The organism is Pantoea sp. Pa-EAmG, assembly GCF_030024295.1.
Lineage (GTDB): Bacteria > Pseudomonadota > Gammaproteobacteria > Enterobacterales > Enterobacteriaceae > Pantoea > Pantoea dispersa.
Genome location: NZ_JASEWO010000125.1, coordinates 1 through 14,176 on the forward strand (window position 1 = coordinate 1; position 14,176 = coordinate 14,176).

General features: G+C 55.4%; 13 protein-coding genes. 8 read left to right on the forward strand and 5 right to left on the reverse strand.

The features are described 5' to 3' along the window. The first annotated feature begins 305 nt into the window (after positions 1-305). Positions 306-2,000 carry a thiamine pyrophosphate-binding protein gene (locus tag QMM04_RS15865; RefSeq protein ID WP_282996514.1) on the forward strand — a complete coding sequence of 565 codons (1,695 nt, stop codon included), beginning with the start codon at positions 306-308 and terminating at the stop codon, positions 1,998-2,000. Here QMM04_RS15865 and QMM04_RS15870 read toward each other — a convergent pair. Then, positions 1,990-2,910: a LysR family transcriptional regulator gene (locus tag QMM04_RS15870; protein ID WP_282996515.1), complete on the reverse strand. Its 921-nt coding sequence runs from the start codon at positions 2,908-2,910 to the stop codon at positions 1,990-1,992. The two genes, QMM04_RS15865 and QMM04_RS15870, sit on opposite strands and share 11 nt — an antisense overlap. Positions 2,911-3,033: 123 nt before the next feature. Continuing rightward, positions 3,034-3,936, reverse strand: coding sequence for a LysR family transcriptional regulator (locus QMM04_RS15875; RefSeq protein ID WP_238562340.1), 903 nt, complete (start codon positions 3,934-3,936; stop codon positions 3,034-3,036). Between the two features lie 137 nt (positions 3,937-4,073). Here QMM04_RS15875 and QMM04_RS15880 point away from each other — a divergent pair, with 137 nt between their 5' ends. Together QMM04_RS15880 and QMM04_RS15885 are read left to right on the forward strand one after the other, a co-directional pair. Continuing rightward, positions 4,074-4,667: a UbiX family flavin prenyltransferase gene (locus tag QMM04_RS15880; RefSeq protein WP_238562341.1), complete on the forward strand. Its 594-nt coding sequence runs from the start codon at positions 4,074-4,076 to the stop codon at positions 4,665-4,667. A 10-nt stretch (positions 4,668-4,677) separates the two neighbouring features. Continuing rightward, the gene (locus QMM04_RS15885; protein WP_021509403.1) at positions 4,678-6,177 is read left to right on the forward strand and encodes a UbiD family decarboxylase; all 1,500 of its coding nucleotides are present in this window, start codon (positions 4,678-4,680) and stop codon (positions 6,175-6,177) included. Here the strand turns inward: QMM04_RS15885 and QMM04_RS15890 are convergent. Then, complete coding sequence (locus QMM04_RS15890) at positions 6,174-7,727, reverse strand: sensor domain-containing diguanylate cyclase (protein ID WP_058759152.1); 1,554 nt, start codon at positions 7,725-7,727, stop codon at positions 6,174-6,176. The genes QMM04_RS15885 and QMM04_RS15890 overlap by 4 nt on opposite strands. Positions 7,728-7,876: 149 nt before the next feature. Then, a complete protein-coding gene (locus tag QMM04_RS15895) occupies positions 7,877-8,905 on the reverse strand; it encodes an NAD(P)-dependent alcohol dehydrogenase (RefSeq protein WP_282996516.1) in 1,029 nt (342 codons plus the stop codon). A 110-nt stretch (positions 8,906-9,015) separates the two neighbouring features. Here QMM04_RS15895 and QMM04_RS15900 point away from each other — a divergent pair, with 110 nt between their 5' ends. Then, a complete protein-coding gene (locus QMM04_RS15900) occupies positions 9,016-9,921 on the forward strand; it encodes a LysR family transcriptional regulator (RefSeq protein WP_282996517.1) in 906 nt (301 codons plus the stop codon). A 385-nt stretch (positions 9,922-10,306) separates the two neighbouring features. Continuing rightward, positions 10,307-10,954, forward strand: a complete 648-nt coding sequence (locus QMM04_RS15905; protein WP_278706715.1) for a hypothetical protein — start codon at positions 10,307-10,309, stop codon at positions 10,952-10,954. A gap of 42 nt (positions 10,955-10,996) precedes the next feature. Here the strand turns inward: QMM04_RS15905 and QMM04_RS15910 are convergent, their stop codons facing one another. Continuing rightward, positions 10,997-11,911 carry a LysR family transcriptional regulator gene (locus QMM04_RS15910; protein WP_159377715.1) on the reverse strand — a complete coding sequence of 305 codons (915 nt, stop codon included), beginning with the start codon at positions 11,909-11,911 and terminating at the stop codon, positions 10,997-10,999. Positions 11,912-12,029: 118 nt separating this feature from the next. Here QMM04_RS15910 and QMM04_RS15915 point away from each other — a divergent pair, with 118 nt between their 5' ends. The 3 genes from QMM04_RS15915 to QMM04_RS15925 are packed head-to-tail and all read left to right on the forward strand — an operon-like array spanning position 12,030 to position 14,039. Next, positions 12,030-12,767, forward strand: a complete 738-nt coding sequence (locus QMM04_RS15915; protein WP_159377714.1) for an SDR family oxidoreductase — start codon at positions 12,030-12,032, stop codon at positions 12,765-12,767. Positions 12,768-12,803: 36 nt separating this feature from the next. Beyond that, positions 12,804-13,718, forward strand: a complete 915-nt coding sequence (locus tag QMM04_RS15920; RefSeq protein WP_282996518.1) for an SDR family oxidoreductase — start codon at positions 12,804-12,806, stop codon at positions 13,716-13,718. A gap of 60 nt (positions 13,719-13,778) precedes the next feature. Continuing rightward, positions 13,779-14,039: a hypothetical protein gene (locus QMM04_RS15925; protein WP_282996519.1), complete on the forward strand. Its 261-nt coding sequence runs from the start codon at positions 13,779-13,781 to the stop codon at positions 14,037-14,039. Positions 14,040-14,176: the final 137 nt, after the last annotated feature.

Consider the following 14,176-nt stretch of genomic DNA (forward strand, 5'->3'; position numbering starts at 1 on the left):
ACAATTCGTTCACGAATCCAAAGACATGCCGTGGGGCAACAGAACGCTAAAGAATAACTATTTGCCTGGTTTACCCGTGGGCGGCCTGCTCAACTGCCCTGCCACCTAAAGGTGCTGTTTAATGACGCGGTACCTTTGCCAGTTCCCTGACAAAGTACCGCGCCGCCTGCTTCACCTCACTGCCATACCTTTTAGGGTATCAAACAGGCCAATCTTAGTATTGGAATCAACGCTCACCCTGCTTCTAAGATAAATTCAGCCCGGAAACTGGCGGATTATTAACCGATAGTCAGAGGTGAACAACGATGAATAAACCCATTGCAAAATTAAACGACACCCCGGTACGCCGCGGTGGTGATGTCCTGCTGGAAGTGTTAGAGAGTGAAGGCGTTGAGTATGTGTTCGGTAACCCAGGTACGACTGAATTACCGTTCATGGACGCCCTGCTCCGAAATCCCAACATCAACTATGTGCTTGCCTTGCAGGAAGCCAGTGCGGTTGCGATGGCCGATGGTTACGCGCAGGCCGCCGGTAAGCCCGGTTTTCTCAATCTGCACACGGCCGGCGGTCTGGGACACGGCATGGGCAATCTGCATAATGCGGTTTGCTCGCAAACGCCATTAGTGGTGACGGCTGGCCAGCAGGATTTACGCCACAGCATCACCGATCCCCTGCTGTTGGGGGATTTAGTGAGTATGGGTAAGATTTTTTCCAAATGGTCGAAGGAAGTCACCAGCGTTGACCAGTTACCAATCCTGGTTCGCCGTGCTTTTCATGATGCGGATGCTGCGCCCAAAGGCCCGGTTTTCCTCTCTTTACCGATGGATGTGATGGAAGCCATGAGCTCCGTCGACATCGGCGCGCCGTCTAACGTTGATCGTAAAGCGGTCGCAGGTTCACTGCCGCTGTTAGCCAAAAAGTTAGCCGCCTTCACCCCTGGCAAGGTCGCGATTATTGCCGGCGATGAGATTCATCAAAGCGGCGCGGCTGCGGAAGTTGTCGCACTGGCTGAGTTGCTGGCCGCTGACGTTTACGGCTCAACCTGGCCGAATCGGATTCCGTATCCCACCGCGCATCCTCTGTGGCGAGGCAATCTCTCTACTCAGGCGACGGACATTGCCAAAGCGCTTGATCAATACGATGCAATCTTTGCGCTCGGCGGTAAATCGCTCATCACCATCCTCTACACCGAGGGGCGTGCCGTGCCGGAGCATTGTAAAGTGTTCCAGCTCTCAGCCGATGCAGGCGATTTGGGACGAACTTATCGTAGCGAGCTCTCAACTCTCGGCGATATTAAATTATCGCTGGCGGTGCTGCTACCTGAGCTGAAAGAGGCTACCGCGCATAATCGCCCGGATTATCAGCGTCGTTTCGCGGCTGCGGCAGCACAGTTCGAACAAACTAAAGAGAACTTATTACAGTCGGTACAAGAGCAGCAGTCGGCCACGAAGATTACGCCATTGATCGCCGCATTTGAGGCCGCGCGCGCTATTGGTCCGGATATAACAATTGTTGACGAGGCGATTGCGACCTCACAATCGCTGCGTAGATCGCTGTCGAGTAACAGAGCAGATCAATATGCTTTTATGCGCGGTGGCGGTCTGGGCTGGGGCATGCCCGCTGCAGTGGGGTATTCCCTCGGACTGGGCAAAGCCCCTGTTGTCTGTTTTGTTGGGGATGGTGCGGCAATGTATTCGCCTCAGTCGCTGTGGACCGCCGCCCATGAGCAATTGCCGGTAACCTTTATTGTGATGAACAATACTGAATATAATGTTCTTAAGAACTTTATGCGGTCTAAAGATGATTATACCTCGGCGCAAACCAATCGCTTTATCGCCATGGATTTGGTAGATCCTGTGATTGATTATCAGGCACTTGGCACCGCGCTGGGGCTGAAAACGCGTAAGATTGAGGTGGCTTCACAGATCGCTGCGGCTGTCGAGAAGGCTATCGCCAGCGGTAAACCCAGCCTGATCGAAATCGTGATTGCTAAGAACTGATGCGGGTGTCCGATGCCGTGCTTAACTCCTCTGCGAGGGCACGGCATTGGTTAATAAAGTGTTCCAGCGCTGGATTTTTATTATTAGAAGACCACATCAGGATATTTTCGATGGTATTTGCGTCCGCAATTTTCCGATAATTAATGCCTCTTATCTGCGCCGTCGCCATACTTGCCGGAATGATGGCCACCCCTAATCCATGAGCGACGAAATTAACGATGGTTTGCTGGACCGAAACCTCAACGCCAATATGTGGACTAAAGCCGGCTTTCAGGCACTGATTAAAAATTCTGTCATAAAGCAGCGGCGACATAGGGCGAGGCACAATGATAAACGGGTCATTGGCCAGCGTTTCCAGGGTGAAATTTTCGACATTCGCCTGGGGATGATCCGCAGGAAGCGCGACAATTAACGGTTCACGCAATAACACCAGCGAGTTAATCGCGGAGCTGGTGACTTCCGCAAAGCTGATCGCAACGTCCAGCCGCCCATCCTCCAGCGCAGCGTTTAACCCGGTCGGGATCATTTCCTGAAATTGCAGATCAATACTGGGATAATTCATTCTGTGTTTCATGACCAGTTGCGGCACCACACTGTACGATGCGTACATGGTTGCGCCCAGCTTAATCAATCCCATTTGCCCTTCTGAAACAGCCTGCACATTACTACACGCCTGCTGCATCATTCTTAATACGGCGTAAGCATCTTTCAGGAATTGCTCGCCGGCAAAGGTAAGTTTCATGCCTTTGGCATTACGGGTAAACAGTTTCGCACCCACATCACGTTCGAGCTGGGCTATTTGTCTGCTTAGCGGTGGCTGCGAAATATTCAGCTTTTCTGCTGCCCGGCCTATATTCCCCACTTCTGCCACGGTACAAAAACTCATTAGCTGATTCAGTGTTGGCTTCATGACTGCGCTTCTCACGCATAATCTGACAATAGATACGTCAGTGAATCACAATTTAGCCGATATGGCATAGCAATTCGCCGTATTGATCCCCATAACGCCGCTGAGGCTGGAATGCCCGGCTGATTACGCAGCGGGTTCCTCACCATAGTGTGACTGCGCGTACCCGGCAAAGCGCCGGATCTCCGGGTTGGCCGCGCCGGTTTTCCAGCACAGGTAGAGTGCCGTTGTGACATCCTGCTGCGCCAGCGGCAGCAGTGCCACATCCTGCCGCAAAAATCTCTCCGGGGCGTGGGGGATGAAGGTCACGCCCAGACCCAGCGCAGCGAGGTCAACGGCGGTGGCCACATCGCGCGCGCGGAGCACGCTGGCGGGAATCTGCCTGGCGGCGGCATAGAGATTAAGTACCGCGCCACCCAGCCCGATACCTTCCGGATCTTCCTGCAAAATCAGCGGCTCCGCTAGCAAATCAGCGAGCGAGACGCAGGCCTGCTGCGCCAGCGGATGGTCGTCGGCCAGCACCGCACACAGCGAGGTTTGATGCAGAATTTGCCGGCTAATCTGACGACGTTCCGGCAGTGGCCCGCGCAGGATGCCGATATCCAAATCGCCGCTCTCCAGCAGGCTTAGCTGTTGGTTGACGCTGTACTCCACGGGTTGCAGCGCGATCTGGGGAAAATCACGTCTGAAGGCACGGATAATTTTGACCAGCGCCGGCTCCAGCATAGATGTGCCCACATAGCCAATGCGTAACATGCCGCGTCGTCCGGCGGCCACCTGCTTAATCGTGTCCTGCAGATGCTCCACACGCTGCACCGTCTGCTGGACTTCCCCGAGCAGCAATGCGCCTTCGCGCGTCAGACTCACCTTACGCTTGTCGCGCGCAAATAACTTCACGCCCCACTGCTGCTCCAGTGCCTGAATATGCTGAGACAACGCCGGTTGCGTGAGGTTAACCGCCGCCGCCGCCCGTGCGAAATGCAGCGTATCGGCGAGTGCCAGAAAAGAACGCAGCTTACGGTAATCCATGCTACTCCTGATAAGGATTCGTTATTAATAAAAGCATAATACCAATTAGCCCCTGATTAGCGAGCGCATTATCTTTGCCAGCAGGACGGCGACGGCAGGAACGCGCCGGAAAATTTTTGCCTTTCACAGGAGGCCTTATGCGCATCATTGTCGGCGTAACCGGCGCCACCGGCGCCCCACTCGCGCTGCGATTACTGCGGCAGCTGGCGGACATTCCTCACATCGAAACGCATCTCATTTTGTCACGCTGGGGAAAAGTGACGCTGGAACATGAAACCAACTGTTCTCTCAACGACATCAAACAGCTGGCCGATGTGTTTCATCCGGCCGGTGACCAGGCCGCGACTATCTCTTCGGGCTCATTTGTCACCGACGGGATGGTGATTATTCCCTGCAGCATGAAAACGCTGGCCGGTATCCGCAGCGGGTATGCGGAAGGGCTGATTGGCCGCGCCGCTGATGTCGTCCTGAAAGAGCAGCGCAAACTGATTCTGGTACCGCGCGAAACCCCGCTTAACACCATTCATCTGGAAAACATGCTGGCGCTGTCACGCATGGGCGTCAGCCTGATTCCCCCTGTGCCGGCCTGGTACAACCATCCGGCCACAATCGCCGATGTGGAAAATCATATCGTGGGTCGCGTGCTGGATCAGCTTGGTATCGACACTGCTGGCGCCACGCGCTGGCAGGGTTTACATCCCGCCAGTGATGACCTGACACTCCCAAACTAAGGAACAGCCTATGTCAAACACATCTCCCTCTTCGCACAGCAGTGAGGTTTACGATCTGCGTTCTGCCATCGAACTGCTGAAACAATTTGATGGTGAGTATATTGAGACCGATGAACCGGTAAATCCCGAAGCGGAACTGTCCGGTGTCTATCGTTACGTTGGCGCGGGCGGTACCGTGATGCGTCCCACGCAGACCGGACCGGCGATGGTGTTTAATCACATCAAAGGTTACGACAACTTTCGCGTACTGATTGGTTTGCTGGCCTCACGGCAGCGCGTGGCGCGCCTGTTAGGGGTGCCGAAAGAAAAGCTGGCGCATCTGCTGCGTTCATCGGTACACAATGCCATTGCGCCGGTGGAAATAAGCCAGCAGCAGGCGGTTTGTCAGGAAGTGGTGCACCTCGCCACGGATGACGGTTTTGATATCCGCCGCCTGCTGCCCGCGCCAACCAACACGCCTGAAGATGCCGGCCCTTATTTCACCATGGGGATGTGTTATGCCGCCGATCCGGAAACCGGCGAACACGACGTCACTATTCACCGCTTATGCGTGCAGGGCAAAGATGAGATCTCGATGTACTTTGTGCCGGGCCGCCATCTTGATCAGTTCCGCATCAAGGCTGAGCAGGCGGGCAAAGCGTTGCCAATTACCATCAGTATTGGTGTCGATCCGGCCATCGAAATTGGTGCCTGTTTCGAGCCGCCGACCACGCCGCTCGGTTTTGATGAGCTGGCGATAGCCGGGGGTTTACGCGGTCGGGCGGTTGAGCTGGTTAAGGGTGTCGCCGTTGATGCCCGCGCCATTGCCCATGCAGAGATCGTGATTGAGGGTGAACTGGTGCCGGATTATCGCGTACAGGAAGATCAGCATACCCATAGCGGTAAAGCGATGCCGGAATTCCCGGGTTATACCGGTGAAGCGCAGGCGGCAGTGCCGGTGATTAAAGTCAAAGCCGTGACGCACCGCAAAAACCCCATCCTGCAAACCTGCATCGGACCGAGCGACGAGCACACCAATCTGGCCGGTATCCCGACCGAAGCCAGCATTCTCGATATGGTTGAGCGTGCGTTACCCGGTCTGGTGAAGAATGTGCATTGCCCTTCGCCAGGCACCGGGAAATATGTTGCGGTGCTGCAAATCAATAAGCGCGGCCCACAGGATGAGGGACGCCAGCGTCAGGCTGCCCTGCTGGCTTTCTCGGCCTTTTCAGAGCTGAAGCACGTGTTCCTGGTCGATGAAGATGTTGATGTGTTCGACTTAAATGACGTGATTTGGGCGATGACCACGCGTTATCAGGGCGACGCGGATACCATCTTCATTCCCGGCGTGCGCTGTCACCCGCTCGATCCCTCACAGGATCCGGCCTTCAGCAACTCGATTCGCGCTCATGGCATCACCTGTAAAACCATTTTTGACTGTACGGTGCCGTATGACCTGAAACACAACTTCCAGCGCTCGCAGTTTATGGAAGTCGATGTTTCACGCTTCATTCCAGGTTTTAACCGTTAATCACTCACTGCCCGCCAGGCCTGCGCCTGATTGCGTCCGCTATGCTTGGCCTGATACAACGCCGCATCAGCATGCTCGATCAGGTTGCCGGCCTGATCGTCATGCCAGGTGGTCGCACAGCCCGCGCTGAGCGTCACCTGCGCGTCGGGCAGTGCGGAGGCGGCGTGAGGCAGATGCAGGTCAGCAATCGCCTGTACTGCCTGACGCGCAATATTCAGCGCCGCATGCTGATCGGCACCGGCGAGGATGATGGCAAACTCCTCGCCGCCATAGCGCGCGACCATGTCGCTCTGCCGTAGCTTAAGGCGTTTAAGCGCGTCGGCCACTTGGCGTAAACAGTGATCGCCTGCCACGTGCCCGTAGCGATCGTTGTAGTGTTTGAAGTAGTCAATATCCATCAAAATCAGCGACACCGGTGCTGATTTTTCCCGCAGATTATGCAGAGCATTCTGCAAAAAGCGGTCAAACTGTCTGCGGTTAGCCAGACCGGTCAGCCCATCAAAAAACGCCAGCTGATCCAAATGGTGATTGGCATCGGCGAGGTCGTTTTTTAGTTTGAGCAGCGCTTCCTGATAATGCTGGCTATGCCGAGCCTGACGAATGACAAACAGTCCCAGCAGGATAATCGCGACCAGCAGCGCCACGTTCAGGGAAATATCCTGCAGTCTTCCTTTCACCCAGCGCAGATACAGATTGCGCTTGTCATAACCCGCCGCGACGACCAGCGGATAGCGTTCTGAGCTGGCGAAGCCGAAGATGCGCACCTGGCCATCCAGCGCCGCGTTCCACTCGCCGCTGCCGCGATCGGCTTTCACCAGCATCTGCTGGAACAGATGGCTGGCGGAGAGACTTTTGCCGATATAGCTGTCGGGCATCGGACGGGCATAAAGCACCGTGCTGTCTGCCAGCATCAGTACCAGCACGTCGCGCGGCCCCAGTTCGTAGTAACTGTAAAAACGGCGGAAATAATCCACTTTAATAGTGGCTAACAGGATGCCTTTGAAATCACGCGCGGCATCGCTGACGCGCAGGGAAACCGGAATAACCAGATCGCCAGTGCTGCGGCTGCGAATCACCGGGCCAATGTGCAAACTGTCACGGCTGTTGTTGCGGTGATAGCGGAAATATTCACGGTCAGAGTTGTTGGTGCCCACCGGCACGCTGCGCGTGGAGGTGGCGATCCAGCGTCCCTGCTCATCATAGTAAAACAGCCCATGCAGCTGCGGCAGACGGCTTTGCAGATCGCGCATAATCTGGCTCAGGTTGGCGGCGTTGAGCTTTTCCAGCGGCTGCGCCTGCAGGTCGCGCTGCACTTCACGCAGGGCCAGTTCGGTCTGGAGCACGGTATCTTCCGCCTGACGTGACTGTGACAGGGAAAGATTGACCGCCATCTCTTCCGTCTGGCGCACCGCGCCGTGCCAGTCTTCGCGCAGCGTCCACAGGGTGAGCGCAATGATCGCGCATATCAGCAATCCGCCGGACAGCAAAATACTGCGCAGCAGCGAGGAACCTGAAATGATTGCCGCTTCATTTTTCCTTTTAAACGTCATGTTTCACCCTGTTGCCGTGTCAACGCTAAGTTAAGCACATAATCAGCGACGGGATTTTCAGGATTAAAGGCGGTAATGATGTCATGCGTGGCGATGGCCGCTGGACGACGGGTGAATGCTGCATAAATCGCCAGCGAACAGCGCGCGTCTCACTCGCTGCTCAGCGTGATGACTACCTTACCGAAAGGCCCCCGGTCCAGATGGTCCAGCGCTGATGGCAGGTCAGAAAACGCGTACACCGAGTCGATCACCGGCTTTATGCCGGTCCGATCAACTGCACGAATCAGGCGCGTGAGTGCGCGGCGGCTACCGGTGCCGATACCATGAAGGGTCACGTCTTTCATCATCAGCGGCATCGTCGGTGAGCTAAAGTCAAAGCCATCAAGCGCGCCGATCTGACAGATGTGCCCACCGACCGCCGCCAGCTGCACGGATTTCCCCAGATGATCGCCACCGATGACTTCAAGGATATGATCGGCGCCGTGATTGGCGGTGATGCGGTAAATTTCTTCCAGCCAGTCTTCCCGGTGGCGATCCACATAATGGTCGGCACCCAGCGCTTTCGTCCGGTCGGCGTTGCTGGCTCTACCGGAGACGATCACCTGCGCGCCATGCGCTTTGGCAATCTGCAAACCAAACAGGGCAACCCCGCCGGTACTGGGAATCAGTACAATATCGCCAGCCTGCACGCCGGCACGTTCGACCAGCGCAAACCAGGCGGTGAGACCGGCACAGGGCAATGTGGCAGCCTGAATCGGGTTAAGCGTCGCAGGGGCGGTAACCAGCCACGCTTCCGGCATAACCACATATTCAGCCAGCACGCCGGGATAATAGCCGCCCAGCGTTTTATAGGCCGGCGTGCGCGCATCGCCGGGACGCACACCGTCGATCCAGTCGGGCGTGAACGTTGAGATAACCCGGTCACCGGTGCTGAAGCGGCTGACCCCTTCCCCCTGGCCAACAACGACGCCGGCCAGATCGGACCCCGGTGTAAAAGGAAACGCAAGCGGCAGGCCCCGGCCATTCTCAATCACCATCTTGTCCCGGTGATTCAGGGCGACGGCTTCAACTTTCACCAGCACCTGCTGCGGACCCGGAACCGGCATCGCGACCGTTCTCAGTTCGAGGTTATCGCGCCCGATGGCGTCTGTTTCCCAGCGTCGCATGTGTTTTGTCATCGTAAAGCCCTTCCAGGTCATTAATTTTGTTGGTGTTGTTAGTCTCCGGCTTCTGATTATGAATAACAATACGCTATAATCGACACAGCTTGTTGAGCCGGGAAGCAATAATGAAAGGCAGCGAATATAGCGAACTCCGGGCATTTGTGTGTGTCGCGGAGGAACGCAGTTTCAGACGGGCGGCGCAGCGCCTGGGTGTGTCGCCCTCCGCGCTAAGTCATACCATCCGCGCGCTCGAGGAGCGTTTGGGTAGCCGGTTACTCAACCGGACCACCCGCAGCGTGGCGCCGACGGAAGCAGGACAGGCCCTGCTCAATCGTCTGATGCCGGCGATGGCGGAGATCGCCTCGGCCGTCAGGGACGTCGGTGCCTGTCAGGAGGAGCCGCGTGGACGGGTTCGCATCAATCTGCCGCGTATTGCTGCCCGCATGTTGATTGCGCCCATGCTGCCGTTATTCAGGGAGAATTATCCGCATGTCTCTCTTGATGTGGTTATTGATGACAGCCTCACAGACATTGTCGGCAAGGGATTCGATGCCGGCATCAGATCGGGACAACTCGTGCAGCAGGATATGATTGCCGTGCGGCTGACGCCCGACATGCGGATGATTGTGGTCGGTTCCCCGGACTACTTTTCACGCCATCCCGAGCCACAACATCCGCAGGATTTGCGCCAGCATCAATGCCTGACCTATCGCTGGGCCGATACCGGTGTGCTGCAACGTTGGGAATTTCATGGGCCGGCAGGCGCGCACAGCGTGAATGTTGAAAGCATTGTCACCGCCAACGAAACGGATTTTGTGCTCGACGCGGCGTTAAAAGGAACCGGGCTGGCCTATATCAGCGATCAGTTCGCACAACCCTGGATTGAACGCGGCGAACTCAGGCAGGTACTGGGCGAGTGGTCTGCAGTGTTTTCAGGTCTTAATCTCTATTACGTTAACAATCCCCATATGTCGGCCTCGCTGAGAGCGTTTATTGACCAGTTAAAATCCTTTGTCGCGACGAGGCGTTGAAATCAGCCAGCGCCATGCTGTTTGTTCGACTACGAATATTAAATCACGCTAATCATTATCCCTGCTATCGTTCCGGTTGTTACCGCCGGTATTTTCTCCCCTGTAACGCGCCTCATCTGCTGCCGCCACGCTTTTAAGGCGATCTAAATTTGCAGCAAAAATTTATTCAATCATTAAATTATATTTATTATATTAGCGAAACTTTAATGTGGACTGGTTGAGGATTACAGTGCATTTAACAAGGAAATCAGTGATTAGCAGCGCTATCTCTGATGGCGTACTGACAAAAAGAACCCACAGAATGTGCAGGATACTTAATGGTATCGATCAGCGCATTAGCATTACACCGGCAAGCGGATTGATTGACTTCCTTAAAGGGATGGAGGTGACCAACGAACAGTACCGGCGCAGTGGAATCGTTAAGGAAAAACGCTCAATTTTTCTCTATAACGAAGGGCTGCTGAATCCGGAAAGCACGCTGTTTCTCGCCCGCAAAGGCCAGGATATCCTCGGCACGCTAAGCGTCATCGCCAATCACAATAACTGTCTGCCATGCAGCAAACTTTTCCGTGAAGAGATGGCCGCCCTGCAGCTGGAAAAGCGCAAAGTGGTAGAGCTTGGCACGCTGTCGGTACGCTATCAGGCAGACAGTGAAAATATTGTGTTTATGCTGTACCTGAAAATCATGATCTACACCATTTTCATTGAACAGGTGGATGACATCTTTATTCAGGTCAAAGAGAAGGTTGCTGCGTTTTACGAGCGCAATTTTCTGTTCAAACAGGTCGGCGGCACCAAAAAGCACCCGGATTACAGTGACCTTAACGCCACGCTGCTGCGCGTGGACGTGAAAAGTATCCGCGACAAAATTTATGAGCAGCAGTGTTATGGCCCGATGGGCTGGCTGCGCATGCTGCGTGAACTTGGTTTACTGCAGCACTACCGCACGCTGAGCCAGCAGTGTCACAGCTGCCCGCGCTTTACGCCAGATCAGCGGGACGCGGAGCTCTATCAATATCTGTGTAATCTGTGACGGCGCCAGCCGTCTCTGCACCGTTTTCGATTTTCACACAGATTACTTGCCGGCATGGCTATCCACGTCGTGCTGCATGAAGAGTTCTTTTAGCCATTCGATGAAGACCCTGACTCTGGGTGATAGCTGTCGGTTGCGCGGATACAGGACAGAGACGGGAGACGGTTCAGGTGGAAAGGCTTTGAGCAATTCGACGAGCGTCCCCGTCTTCAGATCATCTTCCACGTGATAACGCGGCACCTGGATGATGCCGAGTCCCATGCGCGCCACGGATACAAAGGTATCAGCCGCATTAACGGTAATTGAAGTTTTGATCGTCGTGGTGATGCGCTTGCCGTCCACCCTGAAGGCCAGCGGCAGGATACCGCTGCTGCCCGTGGTGCGGAATCCGATCATCCTGTGGCCGGAATGCAGTTCATCCGGATCCGACGGAAGCCCGAACCGGGAGACGTAACCGGGCGAAGCGACCGTGACCTCTTCCAGCGTGGCGACGCACCGCGCGATCATATCGCTGTCCTGCGGCGTTCCGACACGCAAAACACAATCAATTCCCTCACGCACCAGATCGACCAGCCGGTCACCCTCGCTCAGATAGATTTCGATATCAGGATAAGCTTCGAGGAAACAAGGAAGGTGCGGCAGAACAAAATGTCTTGCCAGCGTGCCATGAACATCGACACGCAACAATCCCTTCGGCCGGGCGCCGGCAAACGCCCCCTCGGCATCCTCGATATCGTCCAGTATAGAAACGCAGCGCTTGTAATAGGCTTCACCGTCCAGCGTCGGGCTGACGTGACGCGTGGTGCGTTCCAGCAGCTTAATGCCCAGGCGCGATTCAAGATGCTTAATCGCGTCCGTTACGGTCGAGCGTGGCAGGCCGAGGTCTTCCGCCGCCCTCGTAAAACTGCGGCGCGCTACCACACGCGTGAAAACGCGCATCGTATCAATTCTGTCCATGGCATTGTTCGTTATTATCGGATTCTGATACCAGATAGTGACTGATTATCCGGAAAAGATACAGTGCTAGATTTCTCCTTGTTCAGGCGCGATACCGCGCGAAAATGGGAGAATATCTATGTCTGCTTCAGAGAAAGTTGCAATCGTAACCGGTGCATCCCGCGGAATTGGTGCCGCCATTGCCAGGCAGCTTGCTGCGGACGGCTTTGCCCTCGTGGTGAACTATGCCGGCAACGCAGAGGCTGCCGCCGCCGTGGTTGAGGAGATCAAAGCCGCCGGTGGCAGTGCCATCACCGCGCAGGCGGACGTTGCTGAAGCCAGCCAGGTCAAACGCATGTTCGATTTAGCCGAATCTGCGTTTGGTGGTATTGATGTGCTCGTCAATAATGCCGGCGTAATGATGCTGTCTCCGCTGGCCAGCGCCGACGATCAGAGTTTTAGCAAGCAGATTGACATCAATCTTAAGGGGACGTTTAACACCCTGCGCGAAGCGGCAAACCGCCTGCGTTCTGGCGGGCGCATCATCAACTTCTCCACGTCGGTTGTCGGGCTTAAGCTTGAGAATTATGGCGTCTATGCCGCGACCAAGGCGGCCGTCGAAACACTGACAACCATCATGTCCAAAGAGATGCGCGGACGCAGCATCACCGTCAATGCCGTCGCGCCCGGTCCGACTGCGACCGACCTCTTCCTCAACGGGAAAAGCGATGAACTGATCGCGCGCATGTCCAAAATGAATCCGCTGGAACGCCTCGGCACGCCTGAGGATATCGCCAGTGTCGTTTCTTTTCTCGCCGGACCACAGGGCAGCTGGATGAACGGACAGATCCTGCGCGCCAATGGCGGAATGGTCTGAGCCGCAAACTGCAGATTGAGTCAAAGGAGTACTGTTATGTCTCAGAAGATTATCCTTGTGACCGGATCGTCAAGCGGCTTCGGTCGCCTGACCGCCGAAGCGCTGGCTCGTGCTGGTCATACCGTTTATGCATCAATGCGGGATATTGCGGGTCGTAATGCCGCAAATGTCCGCCAGTTAAGCGAACTTTCCACGCGGGAAGGAATTGACCTCCGGCCGCTGGAACTTGATGTTCAGAGCGACATATCGGTTGATGCTGCCATTGAAACGGTAATATCCGACGCCGGGAAGCTTGATGTGGTGGTACACAATGCTGGCCACATGATGTTCGGCCCGGCCGAAGCCTTCACGCCAGAGCAGTTCGCCCAGCAATATGACGTTAACGTGCTGGGAACGCAGCGCGTCAACCGGGCCATACTGCCGCATATGCGCTCCCGCCGTGAAGGCCTGCTGGTCTGGATTTCCAGTTCCAGCGTGACCGGCGGCACACCGCCCTATCTGGCCCCTTATTTTGCCGCCAAAGCGGCGATGGATACGCTTGCCGTTCAGTATGCGCGCGAGCTCAGCCGATTCGGCATTGAGACGACAATCATCGTGCCGGGAGCCTTTACCAAAGGGACGAACCATTTTGCCCATTCAGGAAGTCCTGCCGACACCGGGCGTGTCGCGGAGTATGAAGCAGGTCCTTATGCCGGATTCGGCGATGTTGTGCAAAAGGCCTTTGCGGGGATAGTGCCGGAGGATGCCGATCCCGCGCGCGTTGCAGCACAGATTGCCGATGTTGTCGGTATGCCGTTTGGTACGCGTCCATTTCGTGTCCATAACGATCCGTCCGAAGACGGCGCGAATATCGGCTTTGCGGTCATCGACCGTTTGCGCGCCGAAATGCTACATCGGGTTGGATTGTCCGATCTTCTGACGCCAGCGAAAGCACCGTCGTGTGAAGGATAACAGCCGTGACCGGCGGGATCGCTCGCCGGTCGCTTTACCATGCAAACAGGAGCGCCGGAAATGCACACCGTTGTCATCCTTATCTGTGGCTTTGCGCTATTTGGCATCTTCCTGGCATTTGGATGGCTCTGGCATTTAGGGCCCTTTCCCAGTGAGTTAACCACGAAAAGTTTCATCGCCGTCTGGGTGATAATCGCATTCATCAACATGTGGACAGGTATCAACAAAGCTGGCTATGCGTTCAGTGAAGAATTGTCCATACTGCCGTACGTGTTGCTGCCGCCGGTCATCGCTGCCGGTTTTGTGCTGCTTCTCTGGTAACTCGATTACAAACAACCAGCAAGTCAGACTAATGACGTAAGCTGCTGTTTTAAATATAAAATAACCAACATCGAAACATGATTCGCAGATGGCGATTTATCGCCTGTTTTCGGGTAAACTTACCGGTGCTGTTATGG

Excerpts from the sequence above, each read along its gene's own strand:
- QMM04_RS15910 (WP_159377715.1), bottom strand. The coding sequence starts at position 11,911 with ATGGACAGAATTGATACGATGCGCGTTTTCACGCGTGTGGTAGCGCGC.
- QMM04_RS15885 (WP_021509403.1), top strand. The coding sequence starts at position 4,678 with ATGTCAAACACATCTCCCTCTTCGCACAGCAGTGAGGTTTACGATCTG.
- QMM04_RS15915 (WP_159377714.1), top strand. The coding sequence starts at position 12,030 with ATGTCTGCTTCAGAGAAAGTTGCAATCGTAACCGGTGCATCCCGCGGA.
- QMM04_RS15920 (WP_282996518.1), top strand. The coding sequence starts at position 12,804 with ATGTCTCAGAAGATTATCCTTGTGACCGGATCGTCAAGCGGCTTCGGT.
- QMM04_RS15870 (WP_282996515.1), bottom strand. The coding sequence starts at position 2,910 with ATGAAGCCAACACTGAATCAGCTAATGAGTTTTTGTACCGTGGCAGAA.
- QMM04_RS15865 (WP_282996514.1), top strand. The coding sequence starts at position 306 with ATGAATAAACCCATTGCAAAATTAAACGACACCCCGGTACGCCGCGGT.
- QMM04_RS15880 (WP_238562341.1), top strand. The coding sequence starts at position 4,074 with ATGCGCATCATTGTCGGCGTAACCGGCGCCACCGGCGCCCCACTCGCG.
- QMM04_RS15890 (WP_058759152.1), bottom strand. The coding sequence starts at position 7,727 with ATGACGTTTAAAAGGAAAAATGAAGCGGCAATCATTTCAGGTTCCTCG.
- QMM04_RS15875 (WP_238562340.1), bottom strand. The coding sequence starts at position 3,936 with ATGGATTACCGTAAGCTGCGTTCTTTTCTGGCACTCGCCGATACGCTG.
- QMM04_RS15895 (WP_282996516.1), bottom strand. The coding sequence starts at position 8,905 with ATGACAAAACACATGCGACGCTGGGAAACAGACGCCATCGGGCGCGAT.
- QMM04_RS15900 (WP_282996517.1), top strand. The coding sequence starts at position 9,016 with ATGAAAGGCAGCGAATATAGCGAACTCCGGGCATTTGTGTGTGTCGCG.
- QMM04_RS15925 (WP_282996519.1), top strand. The coding sequence starts at position 13,779 with ATGCACACCGTTGTCATCCTTATCTGTGGCTTTGCGCTATTTGGCATC.